This is a genomic window from Streptomyces sp. NPDC091289 (assembly GCF_044757365.1).
GTDB lineage: Bacteria > Actinomycetota > Actinomycetes > Streptomycetales > Streptomycetaceae > Streptomyces.
Genome location: NZ_JBIVUT010000004.1, coordinates 145557 through 172548 on the forward strand (window position 1 = coordinate 145557; position 26992 = coordinate 172548).

At 71.6% G+C, this 26992-nt stretch carries 30 protein-coding genes; 20 read left to right on the forward strand and 10 right to left on the reverse strand.

Annotation, left to right across the window (positions count from 1 at the left end; all coding sequences use genetic code 11):
* Positions 1-330: 330 nt before the first annotated feature.
* From ACIQPT_RS06480 to ACIQPT_RS06540, 13 genes are all read left to right on the forward strand, one after another.
* Positions 331-1908 (forward strand): phage tail sheath family protein, encoded by a 1578-nt coding sequence (locus ACIQPT_RS06480; protein ID WP_401153258.1) that lies wholly within the window; start codon positions 331-333, stop codon positions 1906-1908.
* A gap of 72 nt (positions 1909-1980) precedes the next feature.
* A complete protein-coding gene (locus ACIQPT_RS06485; protein WP_401153260.1) occupies positions 1981-2424 on the forward strand; it encodes a phage tail protein in 444 nt (147 codons plus the stop codon).
* Positions 2424-2894 (forward strand): hypothetical protein, encoded by a 471-nt coding sequence (locus ACIQPT_RS06490; RefSeq protein WP_401153261.1) that lies wholly within the window; start codon positions 2424-2426, stop codon positions 2892-2894. Before ACIQPT_RS06485 ends, ACIQPT_RS06490 begins: the two co-directional genes overlap by 1 nt.
* Positions 2891-3034 (forward strand): DUF6760 family protein, encoded by a 144-nt coding sequence (locus tag ACIQPT_RS06495; RefSeq protein WP_401153262.1) that lies wholly within the window; start codon positions 2891-2893, stop codon positions 3032-3034. The genes ACIQPT_RS06490 and ACIQPT_RS06495 overlap by 4 nt, the downstream gene beginning before the upstream one ends.
* Before the next feature lie 1392 nt (positions 3035-4426).
* Positions 4427-4849: a hypothetical protein gene (locus tag ACIQPT_RS06500; protein ID WP_401153263.1), complete on the forward strand. Its 423-nt coding sequence runs from the start codon at positions 4427-4429 to the stop codon at positions 4847-4849.
* Between the two features lie 37 nt (positions 4850-4886).
* Complete coding sequence (locus tag ACIQPT_RS06505) at positions 4887-5324, forward strand: phage tail protein (RefSeq protein ID WP_030575685.1); 438 nt, start codon at positions 4887-4889, stop codon at positions 5322-5324.
* Between the two features lie 5 nt (positions 5325-5329).
* Positions 5330-6163 (forward strand): LysM peptidoglycan-binding domain-containing protein, encoded by an 834-nt coding sequence (locus ACIQPT_RS06510; protein ID WP_401153265.1) that lies wholly within the window; start codon positions 5330-5332, stop codon positions 6161-6163.
* Entirely contained in the window at positions 6163-8160 is a 1998-nt protein-coding gene (locus ACIQPT_RS06515; protein WP_401153266.1) for a VgrG-related protein, read from the forward strand. The genes ACIQPT_RS06510 and ACIQPT_RS06515 overlap by 1 nt, the downstream gene beginning before the upstream one ends.
* Before the next feature lie 41 nt (positions 8161-8201).
* Entirely contained in the window at positions 8202-8513 is a 312-nt protein-coding gene (locus ACIQPT_RS06520; protein WP_401153268.1) for a PAAR domain-containing protein, read from the forward strand.
* Positions 8514-8522: 9 nt separating this feature from the next.
* Positions 8523-8963 (forward strand): GPW/gp25 family protein, encoded by a 441-nt coding sequence (locus ACIQPT_RS06525; RefSeq protein WP_401153270.1) that lies wholly within the window; start codon positions 8523-8525, stop codon positions 8961-8963.
* 31 nt (positions 8964-8994) lie between these two features.
* Positions 8995-10974 carry a putative baseplate assembly protein gene (locus ACIQPT_RS06530; protein ID WP_401153272.1) on the forward strand — a complete coding sequence of 660 codons (1980 nt, stop codon included), beginning with the start codon at positions 8995-8997 and terminating at the stop codon, positions 10972-10974.
* 4 nt (positions 10975-10978) lie between these two features.
* Positions 10979-11521: a phage tail protein gene (locus tag ACIQPT_RS06535; protein ID WP_401153274.1), complete on the forward strand. Its 543-nt coding sequence runs from the start codon at positions 10979-10981 to the stop codon at positions 11519-11521.
* A gap of 677 nt (positions 11522-12198) precedes the next feature.
* The gene (locus ACIQPT_RS06540) at positions 12199-12939 is read left to right on the forward strand and encodes an NADase-type glycan-binding domain-containing protein (RefSeq protein ID WP_401153275.1); all 741 of its coding nucleotides are present in this window, start codon (positions 12199-12201) and stop codon (positions 12937-12939) included.
* Positions 12940-12961: 22 nt separating this feature from the next.
* On the opposite strand, the gene ACIQPT_RS06545 is transcribed toward ACIQPT_RS06540, so the two are convergent.
* Together ACIQPT_RS06545 and ACIQPT_RS06550 are read right to left on the reverse strand one after the other, a co-directional pair.
* Positions 12962-14215 carry an RNA polymerase sigma factor gene (locus tag ACIQPT_RS06545; protein ID WP_401153277.1) on the reverse strand — a complete coding sequence of 418 codons (1254 nt, stop codon included), beginning with the start codon at positions 14213-14215 and terminating at the stop codon, positions 12962-12964.
* 23 nt (positions 14216-14238) lie between these two features.
* Positions 14239-14649, reverse strand: a complete 411-nt coding sequence (locus ACIQPT_RS06550; protein ID WP_401153279.1) for a YciI family protein — start codon at positions 14647-14649, stop codon at positions 14239-14241.
* Between the two features lie 238 nt (positions 14650-14887).
* On the opposite strand from ACIQPT_RS06550, the gene cbiE reads away from it, so the two are divergent.
* From cbiE to ACIQPT_RS06565, 3 genes are all read left to right on the forward strand, one after another.
* Positions 14888-16177 (forward strand): precorrin-6y C5,15-methyltransferase (decarboxylating) subunit CbiE, encoded by a 1290-nt coding sequence (gene cbiE / locus ACIQPT_RS06555; protein WP_401153280.1) that lies wholly within the window; start codon positions 14888-14890, stop codon positions 16175-16177.
* A complete protein-coding gene (gene cobM, locus ACIQPT_RS06560) occupies positions 16174-16923 on the forward strand; it encodes a precorrin-4 C(11)-methyltransferase (protein ID WP_401153282.1) in 750 nt (249 codons plus the stop codon). Before cbiE ends, cobM begins: the two co-directional genes overlap by 4 nt.
* A gap of 108 nt (positions 16924-17031) precedes the next feature.
* Positions 17032-17526, forward strand: coding sequence for a class I SAM-dependent methyltransferase (locus tag ACIQPT_RS06565; RefSeq protein ID WP_401153284.1), 495 nt, complete (start codon positions 17032-17034; stop codon positions 17524-17526).
* On the opposite strand, the gene ACIQPT_RS06570 is transcribed toward ACIQPT_RS06565, so the two are convergent.
* The 5 genes from ACIQPT_RS06570 to ACIQPT_RS06590 all read right to left on the reverse strand — a co-directional run bounded on the left by ACIQPT_RS06570 (position 17523) and on the right by ACIQPT_RS06590 (position 21200).
* Positions 17523-18311 (reverse strand): class I SAM-dependent methyltransferase, encoded by a 789-nt coding sequence (locus ACIQPT_RS06570; protein ID WP_401153286.1) that lies wholly within the window; start codon positions 18309-18311, stop codon positions 17523-17525. The two genes, ACIQPT_RS06565 and ACIQPT_RS06570, sit on opposite strands and share 4 nt — an antisense overlap.
* Positions 18312-18576: 265 nt before the next feature.
* Positions 18577-19398, reverse strand: coding sequence for an aminoglycoside phosphotransferase (locus ACIQPT_RS06575; RefSeq protein ID WP_401153288.1), 822 nt, complete (start codon positions 19396-19398; stop codon positions 18577-18579).
* Between the two features lie 94 nt (positions 19399-19492).
* Positions 19493-19630: a hypothetical protein gene (locus ACIQPT_RS06580; RefSeq protein WP_401153289.1), complete on the reverse strand. Its 138-nt coding sequence runs from the start codon at positions 19628-19630 to the stop codon at positions 19493-19495.
* Between the two features lie 128 nt (positions 19631-19758).
* Positions 19759-20085: a hypothetical protein gene (locus tag ACIQPT_RS06585; protein ID WP_401153550.1), complete on the reverse strand. Its 327-nt coding sequence runs from the start codon at positions 20083-20085 to the stop codon at positions 19759-19761.
* Between the two features lie 335 nt (positions 20086-20420).
* Positions 20421-21200, reverse strand: coding sequence for a GntR family transcriptional regulator (locus tag ACIQPT_RS06590; RefSeq protein ID WP_401153290.1), 780 nt, complete (start codon positions 21198-21200; stop codon positions 20421-20423).
* Positions 21201-21218: 18 nt separating this feature from the next.
* Between ACIQPT_RS06590 and ACIQPT_RS06595 the strand changes: the two genes are divergently transcribed.
* Together ACIQPT_RS06595 and ACIQPT_RS06600 are read left to right on the forward strand one after the other, a co-directional pair.
* Positions 21219-21686 carry an NUDIX hydrolase gene (locus ACIQPT_RS06595; RefSeq protein WP_401153551.1) on the forward strand — a complete coding sequence of 156 codons (468 nt, stop codon included), beginning with the start codon at positions 21219-21221 and terminating at the stop codon, positions 21684-21686.
* A gap of 141 nt (positions 21687-21827) precedes the next feature.
* Positions 21828-22193: a hypothetical protein gene (locus ACIQPT_RS06600; protein ID WP_401153292.1), complete on the forward strand. Its 366-nt coding sequence runs from the start codon at positions 21828-21830 to the stop codon at positions 22191-22193.
* 27 nt (positions 22194-22220) lie between these two features.
* Here the strand turns inward: ACIQPT_RS06600 and ACIQPT_RS06605 are convergent, their stop codons facing one another.
* A complete protein-coding gene (locus tag ACIQPT_RS06605) occupies positions 22221-22919 on the reverse strand; it encodes a nucleotidyltransferase domain-containing protein (RefSeq protein WP_401153294.1) in 699 nt (232 codons plus the stop codon).
* Positions 22920-23677: 758 nt separating this feature from the next.
* Here ACIQPT_RS06605 and ACIQPT_RS06610 point away from each other — a divergent pair.
* The gene (locus tag ACIQPT_RS06610; protein WP_401153296.1) at positions 23678-24583 is read left to right on the forward strand and encodes a hypothetical protein; all 906 of its coding nucleotides are present in this window, start codon (positions 23678-23680) and stop codon (positions 24581-24583) included.
* A gap of 285 nt (positions 24584-24868) precedes the next feature.
* Complete coding sequence (locus ACIQPT_RS06615) at positions 24869-25759, forward strand: arginase family protein (protein WP_401153297.1); 891 nt, start codon at positions 24869-24871, stop codon at positions 25757-25759.
* A 61-nt stretch (positions 25760-25820) separates the two neighbouring features.
* On the opposite strand, the gene ACIQPT_RS06620 is transcribed toward ACIQPT_RS06615, so the two are convergent.
* Both ACIQPT_RS06620 and ACIQPT_RS06625 read right to left on the reverse strand, forming a co-directional pair.
* Entirely contained in the window at positions 25821-26390 is a 570-nt protein-coding gene (locus tag ACIQPT_RS06620) for a YrhB domain-containing protein (protein WP_401153298.1), read from the reverse strand.
* Positions 26387-26953: a hypothetical protein gene (locus tag ACIQPT_RS06625; RefSeq protein ID WP_401153299.1), complete on the reverse strand. Its 567-nt coding sequence runs from the start codon at positions 26951-26953 to the stop codon at positions 26387-26389. The genes ACIQPT_RS06620 and ACIQPT_RS06625 overlap by 4 nt, the downstream gene beginning before the upstream one ends.
* Positions 26954-26992 lie beyond the last annotated feature (39 nt).

A 26992-nucleotide genomic window follows, 5' to 3' on the forward strand; every position in this document is an offset into this window, starting at 1 on the left:
CGCGGTGGAAGGCTTCTCCGGAACCGCCTTCATCCGTCCCTCCCGTCCCTCCCATCCTCCGCTCGCGCCGGCCGGGGCCCACCCGGATGTGGTGCATGCGTGGTGGCCGCCAGCGTGCCGGGGGAGCCGGGGACGTACGCAGCGCGGGCGTACCGCGTACGGGGCAGGGCCGGGCGGCACCCGCGGCGCGGCCGTGTTGCCTCATCGGGCAGCCCTCGATGCGCGGCAGGGCGGCCGACCGTCCGTTCCCGGTGATCGCCCCCGTGACGAGAATGGCCCGCGTCACCCGGTCGAGCAGTGCGTTCAGGAGTGTGTCGAGGAGAGGCCCTTATGCCGTCGTACCTGTCCCCCGGCGTCTACGTCGAAGAGGTCGAGTCCGGATCCCGGCCGATCGAAGGGGTGGGCACCTCGGTCGCCGCCTTCGTCGGCTTCGCCCAGAAGGGCCCGTTCGACGAGCCGACGCTGATCACCAATTGGAGCCAGTTCGTCGCCACGTTCGGCGACTTCGTCGACGGCGCCTACCTCGCGTCCGCCGTCTACGGCTTCTTCGCCAACGGCGGCGGCGTCTGTTACATCGTGCGTATCGGCGACGGCAGTGACGGCACGGCGGCGGAGGACGGCCAGGCCGACGAGGGAGCCGCCGGGGGCGCCAAAGGTGCCGGGACACTGCCCGTCGGCGCCGAGGTCCAGGTCGGGCCCTACGCCGTACGCCCCCGGCCGGGCGTGAGCGGCGAGATCAGCGTGGAGGTCGCCCCCGTCGAGGGCGACGATCCGCCCGCCGACGTCTTCCGGTTCCTCGTGAAGCGCGACGGCCAGGTCGTGGAGACGTACCCCTCCGTCACCACCAAGCGCAGCAAGGACAACGTCGCCACGCGCGTCAACGCGAAGTCCGAGCTGATCGAGATACGGGAGTCGGGGCGCGGCGCCGCCCCCGCCCCGCCCGGGCCGCAGACGGTGACCCTCGCCCCGGCCGCCCCCGCCGCCGGCGGCTCCGGTGCGATGGCCCCCGAGGTGTACGTCGGCGACGCCGACCGCCGTACGGGGCTCGGCGGCCTCGAAGCGGTCGACGAGGTCACCATGATCGCCGTGCCCGACCTGATGAGCGCGTACGAACGCGGGCTGCTGGACCTGGAATCGGTCGTCGCCGTCCAGCAGGGGCTCATCTCCCACTGCGAGTTGATGGGCGACCGGGTGGCCATCCTCGACCCGCCGCCCGGCCTCACCCCGCAGCAGATCCGCGGCTGGCGGACCGGGCAGGCGAACTTCGACTCCAAGTACGCCACGCTCTACTACCCGTGGATCAGCGTCGCCGACCCCGCGTCCGGCCGCGCCACCCTCGTACCGCCCAGCGGGCACATCGCCGGCGTATGGGCGCGCAACGACGACACGCGCGGGGTGCACAAGGCCCCGGCGAACGAGGTCGTCCGGGGAGCCGTCGCGCTGGCGACCCAGCTCACCAAGGGCGAGCACGACCTCCTCAACCCGATCGGGCTGAACTGCATCCGGTCCTTCCCCGGGCGGGGCATCCGGGTGTGGGGCGCGCGGACGCTGGCCTCCGACCCGGCCTGGCGGTACCTGAACGTCCGGCGGCTCTTCAACTACCTGGAGGAGTCGATCCTCGCCGGTACGCAGTGGGTCGTGTTCGAGCCGAACGACGACGCCCTGTGGGCCCGTGTCCGGCGCACGGTCTCGGCGTTCCTGGTCAACGAGTGGCGCAAGGGTTCGCTGTTCGGGCTGACCCCCGAGGAGGCGTTCTACGTGAAGTGCGACCGCGAGACGAACCCGCCGGAGAGCATCGACGCGGGCCAGGTCATCTGCGAGATCGGCGTCGCCCCCGTCAAACCGGCCGAGTTCGTGGTGTTCCGGCTCTCCCAGCTGACCGGCGGCAGCGGTGGTGTCGACGAATGACCAACTGCCGTGCATGCGTAGGCCGTCGACCGTTGACAGTCCGTTCCTGAGCCCGGCGTTAAGGAGTCTGCTGTGCCACTTCCCGATCTCGACAGTTCCGTCGGGCATTCCTTCGGCCTCGAATTCGACAGCGTCATCATCAAGCAGATCACCGAGGTCAGTGGTCTGAAGATGGAGCAGGACGTCATCGAGCTGAAGCAGAACACTGCCGACGGCAAGTACGCCATCAAGAAGCTGCCCGGCCGCCCCAAGGCCGGTGAGGTCACCGTGTCGCGCGGGCTCACCGAGGACAACAGCTTCGAGCGGTGGATCAAGGACTCGCGGTTCGGCCGCATGACGAACGCCCGCCGCAACGGCGCCGTCATCGTCTACGACTACGAGGGCATGCCGATCAAGCGCTACAAGCTCATCAACGCCTGGCCGAAGTCCCTGGAGATCGGCACGCTCAAGGCCGGCGACACGTCGGTGCTGACGGAAAAGCTGGCGATCACCTACGAGAGCATGGAACTCGACTGATGCGCCGCTCGGTCCAGTTCCGGAACCCCGAGCAGGACGGGGCCGAGGCCGGAACGGCGGCGGACGGGAGGCGGGGCGGCTCCGCCCGTCAACCGGAGCCGCTGCGCACGGAGTTCAGCTTCGAGCTGCCTCGCGGTTACGTCGACGAGTCCGGTGCCGTCCACCGTACGGGCGTCATGCGCCTCGCCACCGCCCGCGACGAGCTGGTCCCCCTGCGGGACGACCGGGTGCGGGAGAACTCGGCCTATCTGTCGGTGGTTCTCATCTCCCGGGTCGTCACGCGCATCGGCACCGTCGAGGACATCCATCCGGGGGTCATAGAAGACCTGTTCGCCTCCGACCTGGCCTTTCTCCAGGACTTCTACCGCCGGATCAACGCCGAGGGCCACACCCGCGCCGCCGTCACCTGCCCGTCCTGCGACGAGGAGTTCGCGGTGAATCTCGCCGGTGGCCGCCTGGGGGAATCGTGACGTACGCGGCCGACCTGCTCTACGAGGAGGTCGCGTACCTCGCCTACCACTTCCACTGGCCGCTGGACGACCTGCTGGACCTGGAGCATCCGGAACGCCTGAAGTTCGTCGCGCAGGTCGCCCGCCTCCACGGGCAGTAGTCGGATCGGAGAGGACGAAGGTTCATGGGGCTGATGTCCTGGCTGCGGGGTGACCGCGGCGCTTCCCGCGCCGCCGATGTACCCGCCCCGGCGGTGGCCCATCGTGGCGACCGCGTTGACGTGAATCGGCTGGAGCCGCTCCAGCGGGTGGTTCCCGAGCAGCAACTGACGGTCGGGCCTGTGGAGTTCGAGGCGTCGCTCACCACACGCCAGGACACCGCGCTGGGGACCCCGCTGGGTCATGTGGTGAGCCCTGACGCTCCGAGCGGGCTCGTGCGGGGGATCGGTGTCGCGGAGGGCGGGGCGCCGCCGCCGGATGTCCCGTCGCCGCCGGTTGGGGCTCAGCGGTACGTGGCTCAGCGGTCCGTGGAGATGCCGTTGCGGGGGGTTGCTGAGAGGACGCGCCCGGGCGTGGTGGCGGGACCCGGGCCCGGAACCGGGTCCGGGCCCGTGGCCCTGCCGGGAATCGTGCCCGCGCCCGTACCCGTACCCGTACAGCGTCTTTACGGTGGTGAGGGCTCGGCCCTGACATCCGCCGCCCCCGGGAGTGGTGAGGAGCTGCCCGTGCGTCGGCTGGTGGGCGAGCGGCCCGTCGTGCCGGAGCCCCCTTCGCCGCCGGTCCCGCCGCCCACGCCGTCCGTCCCGGCCGCCCCGTCCATCCCGTCCATCCCCTCCGCCGGCAGCGTCGGCGTTCAGCGGACTGCGATGCCTCCGGCGGGGGAACGGCCCCGGCGGGCGCCCGGGCTCGGTGCGCCTTTGCCCGGTCTGCCGCCCACCGCTCAGCGGCGGGCCGCTTCCGCCTCGGATGCCTCCGGCGGTCAGGTTCCGCCTGCTGCCTCTCCTGCGTCTTCTGTGCCTCCTGGGCCTTCTGCGTCTCCTGTCACTGCTGCTGCCTCGGGGCCTTCCGATGTCGGTCCGGCCGGGGAAATCGACGAGCCCATCGCTCCCTTGCTCGGTGAGGACCCACGGGTGGGGGAGGTGCCTCCGAGTCGTCCCGACGATCCTGAGGCTGGTGGCTTCAGCGGTACCGGGGAAGCCGGTGGTTCCCTCCAGCGGTCGGTCAGCCCACCCAGCCCGCCTTCCCTCCCCGGTCCCGCCCCCGCCCCCGACCCGCCCGCGTCGGCTGACAGCAGGCAGCCCGTCGCCCCCCTCCTGGGCGACCGGCCCCTGGTCCCGCAGAACGTTGACGTACAGCGTGCTGCGGGGCCGGATCCGGAGCGCACCGGAGGGGCCGCGCCGACCGCGGCCGTGCCCGCTGCCTCTCCCCCCGAGGGCGTCCCGGTCCGGTGGACCGAGGCGGGGGACAGGGGGCCGAAGGCCGGGCCAGGCGTCTCCCTGGGCCCCGCGCCCCTGCAGCGGCAGGCAACCGGAGGGCCTCCGGTGCCGGGCTCGGTGGCGCGTTCCCTGCCGGGTTCCGGCAGTGCGCGTGGACGGCCCTCGGCGGGTGCCGTGGCGGTGGCCGCCGGGGTGGCGCAGCGGATGGCCGACGGCAGCGTCGTGTTCGGGGGCGCGCCAACCTCCGGTACCTCGCGGCCGGTTGTCCAGCGGGACGCCGAGATCACGGAGACCGTCGAGGAGCCGCCGCCCGAGCCCGACCCCGTAACGGAACCGGAGGACGCTGCGGGGACGGAGTCGGGGCCGGGGGCGGAGCCCGGTTCCGTAACGGAAGCGGCTGCTCCGAAGGACGGCAAGGGGGCTCCGGCCGTCACGGACGAGCTGGTCCGGGCCCTGTACGCCCCGCTGAGCCGGCTCCTCAAGAACGATCTCCGGCTGGAACGCGAACGCGCGGGTCATCTCATCAACACCCGCCACTGAAGGACCGACCGCACGACCGAACTGAGAGGTACGTGTCATGGCCACCGCCCAGGACAGCGACCCCGCCGTCAGCGTCTGCTTCGTCGTGACCATCGACGACATCGAGCTCGGGTCGTTCAACACGTGCGAGGGGCTCGGCTGTGAGGTGGTCCTCGAAACCCGTGAGGAGGGCGGCAACAACGGGCATCTGTGGCAGCTGCCGACCCGGCTGAAGTACTCCAACGTGAAGCTGTCGCGCCCGCTGACCCGGGAGACGGAGAAGGTGGCGCGCTGGTTCGCCACGATGACCACCGGGTTCAGCCGGAAGACCGCGCACATCGAGGCGCGTACGGGTGATGGTCACAAGGTCGCCCAGTGGGGGCTGTTGGAGGTCGTGCCCGTGCGGTGGACCGGTCCTTCGTTCACGCCCGAGTCGCCGAAGGTCGCGATGGAGACCATCGAGATCGCCCACCACGGCTATGTGATGGAGGGCTGAGCACGATGAGCGGTGCTGCGGGTCCCATCGCGTTCAGCGCGGCCGGTACGTCGGGGGTGGCCTCGGCGGCGAAGGGCGGCTCGGCGCGGCCCAAGCTGGAGCACGCCTACCTGGAGCTGCGGACCCCGCCGACCGGGGGCGGTCTGACGCCGGGCGGGCCGTGCGGGCGGATCGATTTCCAGTTCAACCCCAAGGAGTTGAGCCTGACCAAGGCGGCTTCCTGGAAGCGGAGTCCGGCGAAGGGTGCGAAGAGTTCGGGGCCGCCGGAGTACCAGGGCTCGCAGCCCAGCAAGCTCACCGTGGAGATGTTCTTCGACGCCAGTGACACCCAGGACACCCGGGTCGTCACCTCGGTGGAGCAGCTCTTCGCGTGCTGCGTCCCGACGGACGAGACGCGCCAGCAGCAGCGGTCCTCCCCGCCGTGGGTCGTCTTCCACTGGGGCGGACTGACGGGATTTCCCGGCTACGTCAGCCAAGTGGCGGCGAAATACACGCTGTTCACGACCTCCGGCGTACCGATCCGGGCCGTCTGCCAGGTCACCATGGAGGAGATCAGCGGCGAGACGCCCGGCCAGAACCCGACCTCGGGCGCGCTGGCCGCCCGGCGCGTCCACCGCGTCGGCTCGGGCGACTCGCTGCCCTCGCTGGCCCACCGGGAGTACGGGGATCCCGGGGCCTGGCGGGTGATCGCCGAGGCGAACGGGATCGACGACCCGATGCGGCTCGCCCCCGGCACCCAGCTCCTGCTGCCCGCCCTGGACGAGCTGGCCCGGCTCAGGGACGCGGCGAGCAGGGACCGGGATGCGGCCCGGGCCGGCCGGGGCAGGGGGCGGGGCTGATGGCGCAGCAGGGGGTTTCCACAGCGCTGGCGGTGGAGTTCGGCGGCACGCCGCTGCCCGCGAAATTCGTGAACACGCTGGTCGAGGGCTATGTCGACGACAGCCGTACGCTCCCCGACCTGTTTCTGCTGCGGTTCCGGGATCCCGACCGGGTGCTGCTGGAGCAGGCCGGGCTGAAGATCGGCACCGAGGCCCGGCTGCTGGCCCGCGCGGGCGGCGATACCGCCCCGAAGCCGCTGCTGGAGGGGGCCGTCACCGCGCTGGAGGTGGAGCTCGACGAGTCCGGCACGTTCACCGTCGTACGCGGGCTCGACGAGTCGCACCGGCTGTTCCGGGGGCGGCGCGTGGCCAGCTACCAGAACATGACCCTCGCCGACATCTGCGGCCAGGTCGCCCAGCGCGCCGGGCTGAAGCCGGGCCCCGTCGACATCGCCGGGCCCGTACTGGAACACATCGCCCAACCCAACATCACCGACTGGGAGTTCGTGCGCGGGCTGGCCGAGGAGGCGGGCGCGCAGGCGTACGTACGGGACGGGCAGCTCCACATCACCAGGCCGGCCGAGGCGGGCGGCGCGCCCGACACCTCGGCGCGCGCCGAACGCGACCCGCTGGTCCTGGAGTTGGGCAACAACCTGCTCCGCTGCCGGGCCGGGGTGTCGGCCGCCGAGCAGGTCTCCGAGGTGGAGGTGCGCGGCTGGGACGTCCAGGCGAAGCAGCCGCTGGTGGGCCGGGCCCCGGCGGGCGCGTCCCCGACGCTGGAGCTCGGGGTGACGGCGGCGGAGGTGTCGGAGCCGTTCGGCGAGGCCCGGTTCGTCGTGACGGACGCGGCGTACGGGGCGCAGGCCCAGGTCGACCAGGCGGCGAAGGCACTGGCGGAGCGGATCGCCGGGTCGTTCGCGGAGCTGGAGGCGGTGATCCGGGGGAACCCGGAGGTGCGGGCGGGCAGCGCGGTGGCGCTGAACGCGGTGGGCGCGCCCTTCGAGGGCCGGTACACGGTGACGACCTCGCGCCATGTCTTCGATGCCGTACGCGGGTACGAGACCTGGATCACCGTGTCGGGGCAGCAGGAGCGGTCGCTGTACGGGCTGACCAACTCGGCTTCCGGTTCGGGCGGTTCGGGCGGTTCGCGGTGTGCGGGGCTGGTCAGCGGGACCGTGACCGACACGCAGGATCCGGAGGGGTCGGGGCGGGTCAAGGTGCGGTTCCCGTGGCTGTCCGAGGAGTACGCGAGCGACTGGGCGCGTACGGCGCAGGCCAACGGGACGGGGGGCGGGGAGGCGTTCATCCCGGAGGTCGGCGACGAGGTGCTGGTCGGCTTCGAGCACGGGCATCTGGGCCGGCCGTACGTCCTGGCGGGTCTGTACAACGGGCAGGACCGGCCGGGGGGCGGCGGCCCTTCCGGCGGCGGTTCCGGCGGCCCATCCGGCAGCGCTGCCGGTGCTCCCGGTGCGGCAGGTGCTTCCGGAGGTGCGGGGGGCGGTGCCGCAGGAGGCGCGGCAGGCACAGGAAGCGCGGGAGGTGGCGGCGACGGGGGCGAACTCGTCGATCCCACCAGCGGTGCGGTGAACCGCCGCGCCTTCGCGTCGAAGAGCGGAAACCAGCTGGAGCTGCTGGACGCCGCGAACGGCCCGCAGGGCGTCCGGCTCCGCACCGGCGACGGCAAACTCACGATCGACCTCGACCGCAAGGGCACCGCCATCGTCATCGGCAGCGACGGCAGCGTGACGATCGAGGCCAAGGAGCAGGTATCCATCCGGGCGTCCGACGGTGTCGCCCTGGACGCGGGGCGTGGGGCGCTCGAACTGGCCGGTGAGAGCGTCACGTTGACCGCGCGGAAAGGCGTGTCCGTGGACGGCGGCACCGGGAAGGTCGACGTCGCGGCACAGGGTGCGGTGGAGGTGCGGGGCGGTGAGGTCACGGTCGACGGAAGCCGTCGTACGGAGGTCAGGAGCGGCGGCTCGGTGACCGTCAACGCACCGATGGTCAAGCTCAACTGACGGTACGCCACATCGACAGAGCAGCGAGAGGAGCACACGCCATGCCCGACGCACCAGCCGCAACAGCAGCCGCACCAGCCGCGCCGGCGGCCCGGGTCGGCGACCCCACGGGCCATCCCGGCACGGTCGGGCCGCCCGGAGTCCTGTCCGTGCTCATCGGCGGGAAGCCCGCCGCCACCGTCGGGACCGCCCACCTGTGCTCCTCGCCCGCCGCCCATCCGCCGACCGTCCTCGCGCCGCCCGGCAGCTCGACGGTGTTCATCGGCGGTCAGCCGGCCGCCCGCGTCGGGGACCTGGCGGGCTGCGGCTCCCCGGTGGTGTCCGGCTGCCCGACCGTACTGATCGGCGGGTGAGACGTCACCGTGGGACAGCAATTCATCGGCGCGGGCTGGGCGTTCCCGCCGCGCACGGACGCCACCGGGTCGATCGCCCTGGTGCGCGGCGAGCACGAGCTGGAGGAGTCGATCCGGCTGATCCTGGCGACCTCGCCGGGCGAGCGGCCCATGCGGCCGGAGTTCGGCTGCGCGGTCAACGACTACGTGTTCGCCCCGGCGGACGCGGGAACCGCCGGGCAGCTCGCGTACGAGGTGCGGCTCGCGCTGGAGCGCTGGGAGCCCCGGATCGAGGTGACCGAGGTCGTCGTCCGGTTCGACGAGGCGGACAACGGCGTCCTCTACATCGACATCGGCTACACCGTGCGCGGCGCGAACGACCCCCGCAACCTCGTCTTCCCGTTCTACGTGATCCCGCAGCACGCCGAGGCGACCGATCCATCGACCGAGGACGAGGAGACGGGCGCATGACCCCGACCGGCCCGCATGAGGAGGCGAGGGTGTGACCCTGCCCAGCCCGCATCTGGACGACCGCACCTTCCAGGGCCTGGTCGACGAGGCGAAGCGCCTGGTCCAACAGCGCTGCCCGGAGTGGACCGACCACAACGTCTCCGACCCCGGAGTGACGCTGATCGAGGCGTTCGCGACCATGGTCGACCAGCTCGTCTACCGGGTGAACCGGGTCCCGGAGAAGAGCTATCTCACCTTCCTCGACCTGATCGGGGTGCAGCTCCACCCGCCGACCGCCGCCCACACCGAGGTGACGTTCCGACTCTCCGCGCCGCGCCCGGAACCGGTGCTGGTGCGCGCCGGTACGGAGGTGGCCACCGTCCGTACGGAGACGGAGGAGGCGGTCGTCTTCACCACGTCCGAGCCGCTCTCGATCGTGCCGTGCGCCTTCGCCCACCTGGCCACCTGGCCCTCGCCCGGGGAGGCCGTGGACCGGACCGAGGAGCTGACGCTCGGCCGGGACGTGCCCGTCTTCGGAGCGACGCCCGCGCCCGGCGACTGCCTGTACGTCGGTCTGTCGGCCGCCGTGCCCGCAGGCGTACTGGCGCTGCGCCTGGACTGCACGGTGGACGGCGTCGGCGTGGACCCGGCCCGGCCGCCGATCCTCTGGGAGGCCTGGGACGGGACGAGTTGGGCGGTCTGCGAGGTGGAGAAGGACGACACCGGCGGCTTCAACCGGTCCGGCGAGCTGATCCTCCACCTGCCGAGGACCCACGTCCCGGCGGCCGTCGTCCGCCGTACCGGGGGCTGGCTGCGGTGCCGCCTCATCGAGGCGGAGCCGGACCGGCCGACGTACATGGCCCCGCCGGTCGTGCGCGGCATCACGGCCTTCACCATCGGTGCGACGGTCGCCGCCGAGCACGCCGAGACCGTCACCGACGAGGTGCTGGGCCAGGCGGAGGGCGTCCCGGGGCAGGTGTTCCGGCTGGCGCGGCCGCCGGTGGTGCCGGGGGAGTTCGTGGTCGAGGTGACGGACCCGGCCGCTGCCGACACCGCGAGCGGAGGCTCGGACGTCACCCGCTGGACCCGGGTCGACGACTTCGCGCACTCCGACCCCGAGGACCGGCACGTCACGCTCGACCCGAACGCGGGCCGCGTCGAGTTCGGTCCCGCCGTACGCGAACGGGACGGCTCCGTACGCCATTACGGCCGGGTCCCGGTCAAGGGCGCCACCGTCCGGGTCCGCTCGTACCGCACCGGCGGCGGGCTGCGCGGCAACGTCGCCCGCTCCACGCTCCGCGTCCTGCGCAGCGCGATCCCGTACGTCGCCCGGGTCGAGAACCGCCGGCCTGCGCTCAGGGGCGTGGACGGCGAGAGCGTCGACAGCGCCCGGGTGCGCGGGCCCATGACCCTGCGCACCCTGCACCGGGCCGTGGTCCCGCACGACTACGAACTCCTCGCCCGCGAGATCGCCCCGGACGCCGCCCGGGTCCACTGCATCCGGGCCGGTACGCAGGACAGCTCGGCCGATCCTGGCGGGGTGCGACTGCTCGTGGTCCCCGCCGGGAGCGGCGACGAGCAGGGCCGGATCGAGTTCGACGAGCTGATCCCGCCCGCGAACACGCTCGCCCTGATCGCCGGACACCTGGACGCCCGGCGGCCGATCGGGGCCCGGCTGGTCGTCGAGCCGCCGTTCTACCAGGGCGTCACGGTCGTGGCCCTCGTCCAGGCGGAGCGCGGGGCGGTCGCGGAGAAGGTCCGCGAGAGCGCGCTGGCCGCGCTGTACGGGTATTTCAACCCGCTCACCGGCGGTCCGGCCGGGGACGGCTGGCCGTTCGGCAGGCCGGTGCAGTCCGGGGAGGCGTTCGCGGTGCTGCAACGGGTGCCGGGGGTCGACCTGGTGGAGGACGTACGGCTGTACCGGGCCGACCCGGTCACCGGCGAACGCACCGACGCGACCGCGAAGATCCCGCTGGACCCGCACGCGCTGGTCTTCAGCTACGAGCACCAGCTCCGGGTGAGGGGGGCCTGAGCCGATGCGCAGCGGAATCCCGGGGCTGCCGACTCCGCACCCCTTGATCGACCAACTTCCTTCCATCTACCTGGAACAGGACTTCCTCCAGCGCTTCCTGGCCGCCCTGGACGACGTCCTCGCCCCGGTCCTCCTCTCCATCGACAACCTGCCCGCACACCTGGACCCGCGCAGCGCCCCCGACGACTTCCTCGACTGGCTGGCCCAGTGGGTGGCCGTCGACCCCCACAAGGACAGCCCGCCGGAGCTGCGCCGGGCGGCGGTGCGGGGCGCGGTCACCCGGCACGCCCGGCGCGGCACGGTGAGCGGTCTGGCGGAGGCGCTCCGGTTGGAGACCGGTACGGAACCGGAGATCGTCGAGAGCGGCGGCACGGCCTGGTCGACCGGCCCGGGCACTCCGCTGCCGGGCCAGGACCGCCCGTGGGTGATCATCCGGATCCGGGCGGCGGCCGAAGGCGGTGAGGGGCAGTTGGACCGGGTGAGGCTGGAGGAGCTGATCGGCGCGGAGGTCCCGGCGCACGTCGGATTCACCCTGGAGCTGCTGTGATCTGCGACGAGTGCGGACACCGGAACCCGGCGGGGCGGGAGTTCTGTGTGGCGTGCGAGGCGTTTCTGGGGTGGGAGGAGGGGGGCGCGCCTGCGCAGGACGCGCGGCGGACGCAGGGCACGCCGCCCACGCCCGCCGGGCCGCCCGCGCCGAGGGGGCCTGCCGGGCCGCCCGTACAGGGCGTGCCGCCAACGCCGGGTGCGCCCGCTGGGCCGCCCGTACAGGGCATGACGTCAACGCCGGGTGCGCCCACCGGGCCGCCCGTACGGAACGTGCCCCCCACGTCGAATGCGCCCGCCGGGCCCGCTCCCGTAACGCCGCCCGGGCCCGCTCCCGTAACGCCGCCCGGGCCCGGCCCCGTAGCGCCTCCCGCGCCTGTTCCCCCTCCCGCGACACCACCCCCGACGACCCCGCCCGGAGCACCACCCCCGACACCCCCGACCCCCTTCGTGACGCCGCCCGCCCCTGCCCCCGTGGCCTCACCCGCACCCATGCCCGTAACGGCTCCCTTGCCCCCATCCCCACCCCCGTCCCCTTCCCAACTCCCACCAACGCCACCGGAGGCGGCAGCTCCCAGGCGTCCAGGGGAAGGCCCGCCCGGTCCGGCCCCCGGCCCCGACGCATGGCCGGACGACGGGCGGCGGCCGTCCGCCGCCGAGCCGTCCCGACCGGAACCTGTGGGCGCGCCGGTCGTCTGCCCCAACTGTCGTACGGAGAACGCCCCGGGCCGCACGCTGTGTATCCGCTGCGCCCTGCTCCTGGACCCCGGGCCCGCCCCCGAGGGCCGGCTGCCGTGGTGGCGGCGGATCCTGCGCCGCCGCCCCCGGCAGGCGCGCGTGGCGGGGGCGCGGCCGCGTGGCGGGTGGCGGCGGCCCAGGGTCGGGCTGCCTCTCGTGCTGATCCTGCTGGCGGTGGGGGTGTGGTTCGCGCTGCCGCATCTCTCGGGGCTGTTCGGCTTCGCCAAGGAGGAGACCGGAACCCCCGAGTCCGTGCCGCCGGCCACGTGCCGGGGATCCAGCGAGGCGGGCGGGCACCCGGCGTCGGCGGCGTTCGACGGGTTCAACAACCGCTACTGGGCGCCGAAGGAGACCGGCGAAGGCGTCGGGGAGCACCTCGAGTGTGCATTCGCACAGCCGGTGCGGCTGATGAAGATCGTGGTGTTTTCCGGGGCGTCGGCGCGCCAGGACGAGTTCCTGACGCAGGGCCGCCCGGCGCGGCTCACGGTGGAGCTGACGTCGAAGGACGGGAAGAAGACGGACCGTACGATCCGGCTGCGCGACCAGGCGGGCCAGCAGACGTTCGACGTACGGGGATCGGACACGGTACGGGCCCGGCTCACGGTCGACTCGGCGTACGGCTCCGGGGAGGACCGGCGTACGGCGGTGGCGGAGATCGAGTTCTTCGGGCGGCGGGAGTGAACGGGCCGGGCCGGAAGGGCTCTTACGGGGCCAGCCGCTCCGCCCGCATCCGCAGATAGCGGGCCTCGGGTTCGCTGAGGGTGGCGTCGGCGGCCGTGCGGTAGGCGGCGCGGGCGGCGGCCGGCTCCCCGGCCCGCTCCAGGAGATGGGCGCGTACGGCGTCGAGGCGGAAGTGCGGCTCCACCGTCCCCGCCAGGGCGTCGACCGCCGCCAGGCCCGCCCGGGGCCCGTGCACCATGGCCACGGCGACCGCCCGGCCCAGCGCGGCGGCGGGGTCGGGGGTGCGGTGCACGAGGAGGTCGTAGAGGGCGAGGATCTGCGGCCAGTCGGTGTCCTCGGCGCGTTCCGCCTCGTCGTGGAGGGCGGCGACGGCGGCCTGGAGCTGGTAGTCCCCGGCGGGCCCCTGGGCGAGGGCCTCCTCGGCGAGCTCGGTGCCTTCGCTGATGGCCGTACGGTCCCAGAGAGCGCGGTCCTGTTCGTCGAGCGGGATCAGCTCGCCGTCGGGCCCGGTGCGCGCCGGGGTGCGCGCCTCGGTGAGGACCATGAGCGCCAGCAGCCCGGTCACGCGCCCCTCGTGGGGGAGGAGCCGGCGTACGGCCCGGGTGAGCCGGATCGCCTCGCGCGCCAGGTCCGTGCGGTGGAGGTCGGGGCCGGCGGTGGCGGTGTAGCCCTCGTTGAAGATCAGGTAGAGGACCTGGAGCGCGGCGCCGAGCCGCTGGTCGAGGTCCTGGGCGTCCGGCCGCCGGAACCGCGCCCCGCGCAGCGTCCGCTTGGCCCGGCTGATCCGCTGCGCCATGGTCGCCTCCGGCACCAGATGGGCGCGGGCGATCTCGGCCGTGGTGAGGCCGCCGACCGCGCGGAGGGTCAGCGCGATCTGGGCGGCGGGGGAGAGCGCGGGGTGGCAGCAGAGGAAGAGCAGGGTGAGGGTGTCGTCCTCGGAGGGGGCCCGGTCCTGCCCGGAGGGGCCTTCCCCGGGCGGCGGTGCGACGAACGCGTCGGCCGGGGTGAGGGCCGCCGCCGTCTCCTCGCGCCGCCGCCGGGCCTCGTCGCTGCGCAGCCGGTCGGTGAGGCGGCGGGAGGCGACCCGGATCAGCCAGCCGCGCGGATTGTCGGGGATCCCGTCCCGCGGCCACTGCTCGGCGGCCGCGATCAGGGCCTCCTGGACGGAGTCCTCGGCCGGGTCGAAATGCCCGTACCGGCGCACGAGCGCGCCGAGGACCTGCGGCGCGTGGCGGCGCAGCAGGTCCTCGATGATGACGTCGGTCGTACGTTCCATCCGCGTCCTCGGGGTGGTTCCTGTCAGTCGTCGATCCCGCCGTCGACGGGCCGGATGAGCACCGGGTAGTCGGGCGCCCCGGCCGGCTGCGGACAGCGTGCCACGCGGGCGGCGATCTCGGTCACCCTTTCCAGGCTCTCGCAGTCGAGCACCCAGAACCCGGCGAGCAGCTCCTTCGTCTCGCTGTACGGCCCGTCCGAGATCACCGGACGGCCCTCGGTGTCGAGGCTGACGGCCCGGCCCGACGCGGGCTCCCGCAGCCCGTACCCGGTCACCAGCTCGCCCGACTCGGCGAGGTCGTCGTTGATGCTGCCCATGTAGGCGAACATCTTCTGCATGGCCTCCTTGTCCCAGGCCGGGCTGTCGGGGTTCCCCTTGCCGGTCTGCGCGTCGTAGTCCGCCTGGCTGCCCTGGACCATCACCAGATATTTCATGACTGTCGCCTCCTGTGTCGTTCGTCAGCTCGGTGTCATTTCTTCCTCTTGCACAGGGGACGTCGGGGCCGGGGCGGGGTTCTCGACACCACGCGCGGTTCTTTTTCGGATTCACTCCGGATGCGCCCCCGGATTCACCCGCTGGAGGGGTCGGAACGGGGCGTTCAGTAAAGTTCGGCAGCGTTGCCCCGCGCCTTCCCCGCCGTTTCTACCCCCTCCGCTGAACGAGGTCCCGACCGTGTCTGCCGCCCCTGCCCCTGCTGCCCCGCTTCCGCACCCCGTCTCCGTTGTGGGGATCGGCGCGGACGGCTGGCCCGGCCTGTCCGGTACGGCGCGGGGGGCGCTGCGGGAGGCGGAGGTGCTGATCGGCGGGGCGCGCCAGCTGGAGCTGCTCCCGCCGGAGTGCGCCGGTGTCCGGGTGGGCTGGCCGTCCCCGCTGAGGCCGGCCGTCCCCCGCCTGCTCGCCGAGCACCGGGAGCGCCGGATCGCGGTGCTGGCGAGCGGGGACCCGATGTTCTACGGGATCGGGCGGGCGCTCGCGGAGGAGCTGGGCCCGGAGTCGCTCCGGGTACTCCCGCACCCGTCCTCCGTCTCGTACGCCTGCGCGCGCCTCGGCTGGCCGCTGGAGGACACGGAGGTCGTGACGCTGGTGGGCCGCCCGGCGGCGAGGCTGGCGGCGTCCCTGTACGAGGGCCGCCGAGTGCTGGTCCTGAGCGCGGACGCGAGCACGCCCGCGACGGTCGCCGCGCTCCTCACGGCGCACGGCTTCGGCCCGAGCCGACTGAGGGTGCTGGAACAGCTGGGCAGCGAGGACGAGGGGCATGTGGACGGCATCGCGCAAGGCTGGGCCCACCCCCCGGGGGACCGGCTGAACGTCATCGCGATCGAATGCCGGGCGTCGGCGGAGGCCCTGCGGCTGGGCACGGTCCCGGGTCTGCCGGACGAGGCGTACGAGCACGACGGCCAGCTCACCAAGCGGCACATCCGGGCGGCCACGCTCGGGACCCTGGCGCCCGCGCCCGGAGAACTGCTCTGGGACGTGGGCGGCGGCTCCGGCTCGATCGCGATCGAGTGGCTGCGGGCGCACCCGTCCTGCCGGGCGGTGAGCGTGGAGCGGGACCCGGTGCGGGCGGAGCGGATCACGCGTAACGCGGAACGCCTGGGGGTCCCCGGGCTGAGGGTCGTCACCGGCCCGGCCCCGGCGGCACTGTCCGAACTGGCCGAACTGGAAGCGCCGGACGCGGTGTTCATCGGCGGCGGCCTGACCGCGCCGGGCCTGCTGGACGCGTGCTGGGAGGCGCTGCGGCCGGGGGGCCGACTGGTCGCGAACACGGTGACGCTGGAGTCGGAGGCGCTGCTGGCCGAGCGGCACAAGGCGCACGGCGGCGAACTGGTGCGCCTCGCGGTCGCCCACGCCGTCCCGGTCGGCGGCTTCACCGGCTGGCGCCAGGCCATGCCCGTAACGCAGTGGTCGGCAATCAAGCCCTCGGGTTCCGGGGCACGTTCGCACAAGGGAGATCGATCATGACGGTGTACTTCATCGGCGCGGGCCCCGGCGCGGCCGACCTGATCACGGTGCGCGGCGCGCGTCTGCTCGCCGCCAGCCCGGTCTGCCTGTACGCGGGCAGCCTGGTCCCGGTCGAGCTGCTGGCCGAGTGCCCGAAGGACGCCCGCCTGATCGACACGGCGAACCTCGACATCGGGCAGATCACGGCGGAGCTGGTCCGGGCCCACGAGGACGGCCACGACGTGGCGCGGCTGCACTCGGGCGACCCGTCGGTGTTCAGCGCGGTGAACGAACAGATGAAGCGCCTGGACGAGGCGGGTGTGCCGTACGAGGTCGTCCCCGGCGTCCCCGCGTTCGCGGCGGCGGCCGCGGCACTGAAGCGCGAACTGACGGTCCCGACGGTCGGCCAGACGGTGATCCTGACCCGCATCGCGCAGCGCGCCACGGCGATGCCGGAGGGCGAGGACCTGGCCACGCTGGGCCGCAGCGGCGCCCTGATCGTCCTGCACCTGGCGGCGCGCTACGTGGACCGCGTGGTCGACGAACTGCTCCCGTACTACGGGGCGGACTGCCCGACGGCGGTGGTGGCGATGGCGTCCCGCCCGGACGAGATCATCCTGCGGGGCCCGCTGGACTCGATCGCCGAGCAGGTGAAGGCGGCGGGGGTGATCCGGACGGCGGTCATCATGGTGGGCCGGACGCTGGGGGCGGAGCAGTTCCGGGACAGCTATCTGTACTCGGCGGGGCGGGACCGGGGGGAGTGCTGAGGGGCGGGGCCCCGGGTTTCCAAGAACAGGAGCCCGGGTTCGATCGCGTAAGGGTGAATACGGCGAGAGTCCCGTACTGATCACCACGGGTGGGCCAGTCTGTGGGCTGTGACCTCGACTTCCCCGACCGCTGGGCCTGACCGCTGGCACCACTACGGAGCAACTTCGCACGGGAGCCGTTCCACCAGCGGCCTCCACTGGGACTGGTACCAACGGATCGGGCCGGGGGACGAACTGCTGGGCGACCTCACCGGTCGCACCGTCGCGGAGCTGGGCGCCGGAGCGGGCCACCAGGCTGCTTATGTGGCGGCCGAGTTGGGAGCTGCGCGGGTCGTCGCGATCGACAGCTCAGCCGCTCAGCACGCCCGCAGCAGCAACGTCTACGGAGACGTGTGCGGCCTGGACTTCGTCCACGATGACGCTGCCGCCTACCTCCAGGCCCACCCGGGCTGTCTCGACGTCGTCTACAGCATCTTCGGCGCACTCGACTTCAGCGACCCACGGACGCTGCTCCCGGCAGTCGCGGCGGCCGCCTGCGTCAGGCGCTGCGGTACTGGCCGTCGGCGCCCTGGGCCATCGCGAGACTGCATACAGGAGTGCTAATCCGCTTGCAGTACGAAGAACAGGAAGCACAGGAAGCGCGGCTCGGCCGCGATGGCCTCGGGGAACAGCTCGCGGGCGGCGGGATCAGGCTCCGGCTCGCTGATGACCGTAATCCGGAAACCGGCCCCGGTGAAAGCCTCGATCATCGCGTGCAGCGGCCTGTTCCAGCGACTCACCAGGGTGGTCTGGCCGCCCATGCTCCACTCCACGGTCCAGTTGGTGGTGTCGAAATAGTTGCACTCGCCCTCGCGACCGGCCTCGCGGTGAATGAGGTTGACGGCAAAGGGATGGTCGACAGACGCGATCAGCCGACCGCCGGGCCTGAGTACGCGTCGCAGCTCGGCCAGTGCCGACTCCCAGTCTTCCAGGTAGTGAAGCACCAGGGACGCCACTACATCGTCGAACGTGTCATCAGGGTAGGGAAGCGGGCTGCCCAGGTCTGCCACCTGCAGATTTGCACCATCGCCGAGCCGCTGCCGGGCCAGCCCCAGCATCCCGGCACTCGAGTCGAAGCCACTGACAATGGCGCCACGGTCGCGCAGCGCGGCAAACAGGAGCCCCGAGCCACAGCCGGCGTCGAGGGTCCGCCGGCCAGCCACGTCTCCAGCGAGGGCCAGCATCGCGGGACGCTCGTAGTAGGCATTGACCAGGTTGGTTTCATTCGCGGCCGTGTACGCCTCGGCGAAGCTGTTGTAGTCGTTGACCTTCGACGGATCCACACTCACCGAGGACGGCGAGACCAGCCTGGTGGAAATCGCGTGCTCTTGGTGCTCGCTTGAGATCATGGTGCGGGAGACGTGTGCTGCAGCAGTTCGGTTCCTGGCCCGACCATCAATATGTCTGCCCACAGAGCCCGCCTGCAACTGCGGGTCGACTCAACGATCTTCGGGCAGGTCCGGGTGCAGTCGACCCGCACGTGATCACGAAACCACACTGGAGTATTAGAAGCCCTCCCAGGACACAGCGGGCCGAGGGCCGCAGGTTTCCCCTGTGGCCCTCGGCGCACGCGCATGGCCCCTCGCGGCGGTCGCTCGATGCGGCGAGCGGGCTTCAGCCCGGCCTGCGGTGCTCACGCCAGGCGGTGGCGGCCCCCGCCAAGCGCCGGGTCCACGGGTTCGGGTCGGCGGTGCTGATCTCGTCCCAGAGGTTGTGGTTGGCGGAGGCGAAGGCGGTGATGCCTTCGGCCGGCGCGACGCGCCAGGCGGGGATTTCGGACGCCCAGTGTTCGGCAGAGGAAGGGGTGTGGCCGGAGGCGATGAGCCAGATGATCCAGTAGCCGGCGTCGAGCCAGGCGGCGCCCCGGGTGGCCCAGGCCCAGTCGACGATGCGCGCACGATCAGCTTGCGGAGCACGGTCGTTGACGAGCACGTTGGTGTTGTTGAGGTCGGTGTGCAGGAGGTGGTCACCGGCGAAGAAGTGGAGATCGTCGGGGGTGGTGGCGCACTGCTCAAGGCGTTGCTCGGCTCGGCGCAGTTCGATGTCGGGGCATGGAGTGGTGCCGAGCCGGCGCAGAAGGGCTGCGACTTCGGGGAGGTCTGGCGAGCCGGTGCCGTAGTCGGCGTGGTGGCCGTCGAGGGCTTCGAAGCCGAGGAGGTCCCACCCGGCGGTCTCGGCTCGCCAGCGCAGGGCGGGGGCGAGTCCGGTGAGGAAGGGGGCGATGTCGGCTTCCCGGCGTTGCGTCCAGGCGCGGGGGTGGTCGGTACGCAAACCCTTGACGTGCCAGGTGCCGGTGGCGGAGGTGATGCGGGCGGCGACCTCGCTGTTGAAGCCGCCGGCGGACTCCGTGACGGTGAGCAGCGGGCCGGTGTGCTGCTCGACGGCGGCGCGGGCGGCGGCGGGCAGCTGGTCGAGGCCGATGCGGGTGGTCGCCATGGACCTCCTCCTTCAACGAGACAGCGGTGCGCTGTGTGGGGGCTCCGGTGAGAAGAACGCTCCGGAGCCCCCGCGGTTCTGTGGGGCCGACCGCCTATCGGTAGGGGTTGTCGTCGTTGCAGCCCGGCGTGGCTCCCTCGGTCAGCGATTCCAGGTCGCCCAGAAGTGCGACTCCTTCGGGATCCTCCGTGACCGGTGGCCGGGGACTGATCTCCACCATGACAGTGGTCATTGTGTTTCCTCTTCTCCGTGTTGGCAGTAGGTGTTCAGCGGTGCCTTCGCCTCCTGGTTGGTCTTGGCGAGCGGTCGGCAGACCCGGCAGGCGGGCGATCAGGAACGTTCCGTTGCACGGGGTCGCGATCAACTGGTGCACAGGACCTCCTCCGAGGCGTCTTCCCAGGTGTGCTGCTCGGTGTGGCCGGCGAACAGACAACAGCCGTCACCGTCGGGGCCTGGGGCGACCGCCGGGCAGTCCCGCAGTACGACCAGGTCCACGTAGGCCCCGCGCCGGCGGAGCCAGAGGGCGGTGCCGTACGTGTCGAGTTCGGCCAGGAGTCCGTAGTGCTCGTCGCCCTCGTGAGCGGGCAGTTGGCACTGGACGGCCCTGTCGACGCATCCGGACGGGGCCTTCTGCCGAGCCTCCTGCGCCAGGTCCAGCGACACTCGATGCCAGTGCTTGCACCGCATCACGACGCCATCCGCAGGCAGTCGGCGGCGGCTTCCCGCTCCGCGCACCGAGTGCATGCGCAGGGCGGGAAGCCGCCGGGGTTGTCGGGGAGCACGGGGTCGTCGCCCACGCGTACTTCCGTGAGAGATCCCCATGTCCGGCCCGAGTCGCGCGAGACCCGCAGCGTCATCCGTACCTCAGCAACCTTGATCGACGGCATGAACACCTCATATATAGGAGACGATCTCCTTCGCTCATGTACATGAGTGATAGCCGAAAGAGTGCCCCACTCCTGTGCATGAGTCAAGTGGCAGTCAACGGCGGCGCCGTCAGGTTGTCGGCCCCTGATGTCGCCTCAGTCTTCGGCTGCGAAACGGTAGTCCAGGACGAACTGGTCGGCAGCCATGATGGTGTCGCACACCTCCACGGCACGTCCGGACTTCGTTTCCGCGTTCCGTACGAGGTGGATCACGGGGGAGCCCGGACTCAGTGCGAGTGCGGAGGCCTCGGCCTTGGTCGCGAGGCGCGCCCGGACGGTTTCGCTGAACTCCGCGAGGGTGTGGCCGTGTTCTTCGAGACGGGCGTAGATCCCGCCGCCGCCCGGGTTCTCGGCGAACATCTCCGGGATGTCCTTCGCGACGTCCCACGGGAGGTACGAGGTGGCCTCTTCCGTGGGCACGCCTTCCCGGAAGTAGCGGCGCTTGCGGGCGAGGACCTGGGAGCCGGCGGGTACGCCCAACCGTTCGGCGATCTCCGCAGGTGCCTCGGTGGGGCCGATGAAGAGGACGGTCACGGACGGCTTGCCGCCGGACTGCTCCGCTTCCGCGAGATAGGCCGCCCTGCCTGCCTTCCGGTGCGTACGGCGGAACCGGTCGGACGACTTCCGCTGTACAGGCGGCCGAGACCGGACGAACGAACCCCGCCCATGGTGGGTCTCGATCAGCTGAGTCGCTCGTAGCTCCGCTACCGCCTTGCGTACGGTTCCCGAGGCGACGCCGTAACGTTCCATGAGCGTCGTCTCGCTCGGCACGGCGTCCCCGGCCCCCAGGACGCCGGACCGAATCTGTGCGGCGAGATCGTCGGCAATCTGGAGATACTTCGCCTTGGCCGAAGAGGTTACGTCGCTGTTCGCCATAGTCCTTCAGAGTCTCCTATTCTCATGTACATGAGTAACATCCGCCCCGAGAGCTCGTCAACGCCGCTCCACTCCGTGTCCGTAGCCGGAATCGTGGTCCGGGAGGACGGCCGCGTACTCACGATCAAGCGGGCCGACAACGGGACCTGGGAGCCGCCCGGAGGTGTGCTCGAGCTGGCCGAGGCCCCCGAGGACGGTGTCCGTCGCGAGGTCTACGAGGAGACCGGCATCAAGGTCCAGGTCGACCGGCTGACCGGGGTCTACAAGAACACCTCCCGTGGCATCGTCGCCCTGGTCTTCCGCTGTCGCGTCGAAGGCGGTCACGAGCAACTGTCCGACGAATCCGCGGCAGTCGAGTGGCTCACCCCCGACGAGGTGACCGGGCGCATGGCCGAGGTCTACGCGGTCCGGGTCACCGACGCCCTGCTGGACGGTTCGCCCCGGGTGCGCACGCATGACGGCCGAAAGTTCGCTCAGAACCTGTGAGTTGGATCAGAACTACGGCATGAAGTCAGCGGGTTGACTCTTCCAGCCCGACGAGTTCGGCTTCCTGAGCCGTGACCACCGTGTGGCGGAGCTGGGGGCGGAGATCGCCGCGCTGAGTACGCCGTGACGAGAGGGGATGGCATGTCGCAGACCGAGGGTGCACGACTGTTCCGGGAAGCCTGGATCGCGGGCGTGCGCCGGCACTTCCCCGGTGAGCCGAAGGCCGGTTACGTCACCCCGTGGGAGGACACCCCGCAGTGGGAACGTGAAGCGGCCGGGGCCGTGTACGAGCAGGTGCGTCAGTTCGTCGAGATCAGTGGCGGTAGTGCTTCCCGCCTTTCGCGTGAACAGCGTGGGCGCTTCGTCGCGATCTGCTGGACAGCCCAGATGTTCAGGCACTTCGATGACCCGAAGCCGGGCTACGTCGCGGACTGGCCCGGTCTCCCGGCCTGGCAGCAGGAGACCGACGCCGACATCTTCGAGGCCATCGAGAAGGCGCTCGGCTGACATCGGAGGCTCCGCCCCGACACCGGCTCACCGGATGGCGTATCCGTCCCACAGGGCGCCACCGGACCGGTCCAGCACCCCCGCCACGACCTCCGCGAAGTCCTTCGTGTCCCCGGTGATCGCCTGCGCGGCAGATTCGGACAGCGCGCGGTGCGTCTCGGGGGCGGCCGCGGCCAGCCGTCGTGAGAGCCACTTGCCTGTGCCGAGCCAGTGCCCGTCGACCAGCAGGACCAGCTCCGAGGCGCGCTGCAGCATGTGCGAGACCAGGTACACCCGCTCCGCGGGGTCCGTGCAGCCCCGCAGGTCGTCGAGCAGGTCGGTCAGGATGTAGCGCTGGTAGTCGTGCTCATGCTCCGAGAGCGGCGGCGGGCCCGCGGCCCAGCGCGTGCGTGCCTCGTCCTGGAGCGAAGCGCCCAGCCCGTCCGTGTCCACCAGGAGCATGCCCTCGGCGCACATGGCGAGCAGAGGCGAACTCCGCTTCGCGGTCTCCTGGTCGGCGAAAGTGTGCCAGCGGGCCTCTGTCTGTACGAACAGCTCCACCGGCCATCCGCGATACACCAGGTTCTGCCGGCCCGAAGCGAGCGGGTCGTCCAAGAGGACCACGACGTCCAGATCCGACGTGGGTGTCCGGCGGTCGGTCAGTACGCTGCCGGCGAGGAAGGCAGCCCGGGCGGCGGGAAACCGGTCCCGCACCAGTTCGCGGGCTGTGAGCACGGGGTCATCCATGATCGCAGCGTACGTGCCGGCGTCGGTGCCGTGCGGGTCGTCTGCGGACGGACACCGGGCGATGCCGAACGGAAGATGACAGCTGCGCCCAGAGCTGCCTCCTCCGGTACGAACGCGTCGCCCGACGGTGTCTCCCGCACCCGCACGCCGTTGCTGCGCAGCAGGTCGCGGGTGAGGGCGGAGCGAACAGGCTCAGGGCGCACGCCGCCGGAAATACGCGGTAGCCACCCGACCCGTGGTTCTGTACGTTGCCCCCATGACTGGCAACCGAAAGGGCAATGCCGCGTAGGCGCCCATCAGCCCTGCGGGGCGACCTCCCCACCCGCCTCCTGCGGCGGCGACGGTATCCGTTCATCGATCAACTCTCAGGGGCCTGCGCGGCTGACCTGCGTCGGCTGGAGCGGACCCGCTTCTGGCCCGAAGCTACGGAAGAAGCGTTCTGGCACTGGAAGGCTCTGGCCCACGGCCCGCTCGGGCAGCTTGTGGACCCGTCCATGAGTCTTGATTGCGGCCTGCCTGAGTGCGGGTGCCATGGCGCCGGGTTTCGCGAGCATCTCGAAACCGTGTTCCACGCACTGCCCAGGAAGAGCGCCCGTGAATTGCGTGCCCTCGTATGGGCCCTCGACAAGAGGATTCTGGCGAGGGTCGAGGTCATCCCTGCTGACAGCCTGGATACGCACTGGTGGCCGGCGCTCCAGAGGTAGGCCGTGATGCTGCCATCATGAACGTCTCCGAGCAGGAGAGGGACGACACCCACCATGACCAGTACGACCGGTGAACAGGGGCATGAGCGTGCGCCTGCCGTCCCGGAAAGTGCGGCGTGGCTCAAAGGGCAGCTGTTGGAGATCGCTTCCGCGCTGTATCCGAGCCGCCGCCCGGTGGTGGTCCGTGAGTGGACCGACCCGGTACGGCTGCGCGACCCGGCGCCGGTCGGTCACCGTTTTCTGTTCCTCGTCTGCGCCGGGAGGGACGATCACCCCTCGTCTCCCGGCTTCGACGACGCCCTGAACGCCTTCGATGTGGCCGGATGGAACCTGCACCGACGGTCTTCGGACCTCCCCGGTGAGAGTGGGGCGACGGTCCGGCGCGGAGATTTCGAGGTCAGGATCCACGAGGGCAAGGGGCCCGGAATCCTGTCGTTCACCGGATGGACGCCGGTCGTGTACACCGAAGGGCAGCCGGGCCAGCCGCCCTTCACCCGCAGCACGTCCAGTGGTGTGTTGTGCGACGACTGCCATGGGTGGGGGGTGTGCATGATCTGCGAAGGCAGGCCCTACAGCGGCGGCAGCGGCGGCAGCGGCGGCTACGGCGGCTACGGGAGATGCTGGTGTTCGGGAAACAACGCGGGGCCCGGCCTGTGTCTCGAATGCGCCGGGCAGGGAGTTTTCACCGCCGAGGAGGCTTCGTGGAAGCGGAGGCAGTACGGGCTGCCTGATGACGACAGCGGCGACGCCTTCCCGTGGCCGGCGGCCGAGGGCGGTCACGACTCCAACATCAGCGCGTTCACCGATGTCAGCCACCGGGCCTGTTCTTGCGGGGAGTTCCGCTGCTTCTGGCGCAACAACCTTTCCCGAGTGGACGATCACCTCCTCTCCCGGTTCGCCGGCACCTGCCAAGGATGCGCCGCGCAGCGCGCCTACGTGTTCACGCTTCCCTTGGCGTAGCTGCCCCGCGGCAGTGCCGCTCACGCCGGGCGCGGTGACCAGCCGCATGGCCGAGGTCTGCGCGGTTCGGGTCACCGATGCGCGGCCCCGTGTGCGTTCGGACGGCGGCCCGGAAGCTCGCCCGGGATGCCTGAAGGCTGCTGCACCCGCCCCCGGCCGGCTCGGCATTGTGCCCTGTTTGCGGGACTATGGGCTTGTGGGGGCGGCGATGCCTGAGGCGGGCCGGAGAGGTGCGCCGGGGCCGGCGCCGCTCAGCGGGGGTTCGCGGGTGAAGGAGTGTGCAGCGTGCGGGACATTGCTGTCATCGAGGCGCCGTCCGTGCTCGGGCTGTGGCCGTCCGGTGTCCAGGAGCTTCCGGGGGCTCTGCTCGGCGCCGGCCTGGCGGATCATCCCGGAGTGGTCCGGGCCGGCCGGGTCGAGCCGCCGGCCTACGACGCGACGCGGGATCCCGGCACGGGGGTCCTCAATCCTGACGGCATCGCGCGGTACTCCGTGCACCTGGCCGACGCCGTCGGCCGCGTCCTCGACTCCGGCCGCTTTCCCCTGGAGCTCGGCGGCGACTGCAGCATCCTGCTCGGCAACCTCCTCGCCCTGCGCCGCCGAGGGCTGTACGGCCTCCTGTTCCTCGACGGGCACACCGACTTCTACCAGCCGTCGGCCGATCCGGCCGGTGAGGCGGCCTCGATGGAACTCGCCCTGGCCACGGGCCGCGGACCTCGGGTGCTCACCGATCTCGAAGGCCGTGGGCCCCTGGTCCGGGACGAGGATGTCGTCGCCTTCGGCTTCCGTGACTCTGCGGAGTCCGCCGAGGACGGGATGCAGCCTCTGCCGCCACAACTGCACGCGGTCGGCCTCGACGATGTGCGTGCGGCCGGGGCCCCGGCCGCGGCGCGTCACGCGGTCGACCGGCTCACCGGTGGTTCACGTGCCGGGTACTGGGTCCACCTCGATGTCGACGTCCTGGACGACGCGATCATGCCTGCCGTCGACTACCGCCTCCCCGGCGGGCTGACCTGGGCGGAGCTGGAGAGCGTGCTGCGGACCGCGCTGGCCGACAAGCGAGCCGTCGGGCTGGACGTCACGATCTTCAACCCCCGCCGTGACCCCGAAGGGACGATCGCGGCCCGCCTCACCGAGTGCCTGCGCCGAGGGCTGGCGGTGCGCACGGTGGCTTAGTGCCTCAGTCGTCTTAGTTGTCTTAGTTGTTTCAGTGTGCCGTGGTCACCCGCCCGGGCGGTCACGGTGCTCGACGGGGCTCGGCTCCGCGGATGGTCTCCACGGACAGGAACGGGGCGGTAGGCGGTGCCAGTTCTCCGGTGGCGACCTCTACCAGGTGTGCCGGAGCGTCGCCGTTGCGCAGGGCGGTCACGTACTCGATGGTCTGGGCGTGGGAGAGCACCGGCAGTCTTCGGCGCAGGATGTGCATGGCGTAGATCCTCCCGCGGGCATCTGCCACCGCCCGGATCTCGTCGTGCAGTTCGTCCACCGCGGTCCGCGTGACCTGCCCTCGAATGCGGGATCGGTAGTCCGCCTCCCACGCGTCGGTCACTGCGGAGACGACACCGATCCAGTGCAGGCTTCCGTCGACGCGGTCGACCAGGTACGGCCCGTTCCCGGCCAGAAGGAGGTCCGGATTCCGGGTGCGCAGGTACTCCTCGGATGTCCAGGAAACGATCCATACCAGCTCGTGCTGTTCGGTGTGCGACACAGCCATGCGCATCGGGTCCAGCCCGGCCGACAGCTCTCGTTGGTATGCGCGTTCCAGCTCTTCCTCGACTATCCGAACCGCGGTGTCTCGCTCGATCATTCGACCAGTCCTCCGTCTTCCGTCGTCCGCAGGAGGTCGCGTGCGAAGTCGGTGAGGGTGCGGAAGTCGTCGTCGCGCAGGCCCAGTCGTGGGTTGACGTGGTGGAGAAGCGCGGGGCCTTCGTGGTGCGTGGCCACGTACGTATGGTCCGGAGCGCTCTGCTCGTCGTCCACCCAGGCGAAGGGGCGGCCGGCGGCGTAGGCCACCAAGGGGCCCGTCTTCCAGTGGACTTCGTCGGGGCGGTCGCGGAACAGGGCGTCGCCGAAGTCCACGAAGGGGAGTTCGGGGAGGCCGAGCGTCGGGGCGATCCACCGGTTCGCCTCGGCCATCCATGTGGTGGCCCAGCAGAGCTCGTAGTCGAGCCGCAGCAGTGCCGGTCCGTGCTCCGGGTTGAGCCAGAGCCGCAGTGGCCGTCGTCGTGCCGAGAGGCCCCCGCGGTTCCCTGAAATCCCGCTCTCCACAGGGACCCTGAGCGTGGTGTAGCCGCTGGGGCGTCTCTCCGGCTGTGCGGCGTACGGGTTGAGCGGGCCGTCCACATCGAGGAACAGCAGCGGTCGGCTCATCTGTCGCTCCCCTTGGTCAACGTCTGGTGGAAACGCCCT

What these genes read in the sequence shown, in the direction of transcription:
- ACIQPT_RS06610 (WP_401153296.1), top strand. Translation starts at nt 23,678, where the DNA reads ATGACCAGTACGACCGGTGAACAGGGGCATGAGCGTGCGCCTGCCGTC.
- ACIQPT_RS06545 (WP_401153277.1), bottom strand. Translation starts at nt 14,215, where the DNA reads ATGGAACGTACGACCGACGTCATCATCGAGGACCTGCTGCGCCGCCAC.
- ACIQPT_RS06520 (WP_401153268.1), top strand. Translation starts at nt 8,202, where the DNA reads ATGCCCGACGCACCAGCCGCAACAGCAGCCGCACCAGCCGCGCCGGCG.
- ACIQPT_RS06590 (WP_401153290.1), bottom strand. Translation starts at nt 21,200, where the DNA reads ATGGCGAACAGCGACGTAACCTCTTCGGCCAAGGCGAAGTATCTCCAG.
- ACIQPT_RS06570 (WP_401153286.1), bottom strand. Translation starts at nt 18,311, where the DNA reads ATGATCTCAAGCGAGCACCAAGAGCACGCGATTTCCACCAGGCTGGTC.
- ACIQPT_RS06620 (WP_401153298.1), bottom strand. Translation starts at nt 26,390, where the DNA reads ATGATCGAGCGAGACACCGCGGTTCGGATAGTCGAGGAAGAGCTGGAA.
- ACIQPT_RS06480 (WP_401153258.1), top strand. Translation starts at nt 331, where the DNA reads ATGCCGTCGTACCTGTCCCCCGGCGTCTACGTCGAAGAGGTCGAGTCC.
- ACIQPT_RS06515 (WP_401153266.1), top strand. Translation starts at nt 6,163, where the DNA reads ATGGCGCAGCAGGGGGTTTCCACAGCGCTGGCGGTGGAGTTCGGCGGC.
- ACIQPT_RS06490 (WP_401153261.1), top strand. Translation starts at nt 2,424, where the DNA reads ATGCGCCGCTCGGTCCAGTTCCGGAACCCCGAGCAGGACGGGGCCGAG.
- ACIQPT_RS06510 (WP_401153265.1), top strand. Translation starts at nt 5,330, where the DNA reads ATGAGCGGTGCTGCGGGTCCCATCGCGTTCAGCGCGGCCGGTACGTCG.
- ACIQPT_RS06535 (WP_401153274.1), top strand. Translation starts at nt 10,979, where the DNA reads ATGCGCAGCGGAATCCCGGGGCTGCCGACTCCGCACCCCTTGATCGAC.
- ACIQPT_RS06585 (WP_401153550.1), bottom strand. Translation starts at nt 20,085, where the DNA reads ATGCGGTGCAAGCACTGGCATCGAGTGTCGCTGGACCTGGCGCAGGAG.
- cobM (WP_401153282.1), top strand. Translation starts at nt 16,174, where the DNA reads ATGACGGTGTACTTCATCGGCGCGGGCCCCGGCGCGGCCGACCTGATC.
- ACIQPT_RS06505 (WP_030575685.1), top strand. Translation starts at nt 4,887, where the DNA reads ATGGCCACCGCCCAGGACAGCGACCCCGCCGTCAGCGTCTGCTTCGTC.
- ACIQPT_RS06580 (WP_401153289.1), bottom strand. Translation starts at nt 19,630, where the DNA reads ATGACCACTGTCATGGTGGAGATCAGTCCCCGGCCACCGGTCACGGAG.
- ACIQPT_RS06600 (WP_401153292.1), top strand. Translation starts at nt 21,828, where the DNA reads ATGTCGCAGACCGAGGGTGCACGACTGTTCCGGGAAGCCTGGATCGCG.
- ACIQPT_RS06625 (WP_401153299.1), bottom strand. Translation starts at nt 26,953, where the DNA reads ATGAGCCGACCGCTGCTGTTCCTCGATGTGGACGGCCCGCTCAACCCG.
- ACIQPT_RS06550 (WP_401153279.1), bottom strand. Translation starts at nt 14,649, where the DNA reads ATGAAATATCTGGTGATGGTCCAGGGCAGCCAGGCGGACTACGACGCG.
- ACIQPT_RS06575 (WP_401153288.1), bottom strand. Translation starts at nt 19,398, where the DNA reads ATGGCGACCACCCGCATCGGCCTCGACCAGCTGCCCGCCGCCGCCCGC.
- ACIQPT_RS06605 (WP_401153294.1), bottom strand. Translation starts at nt 22,919, where the DNA reads ATGGATGACCCCGTGCTCACAGCCCGCGAACTGGTGCGGGACCGGTTT.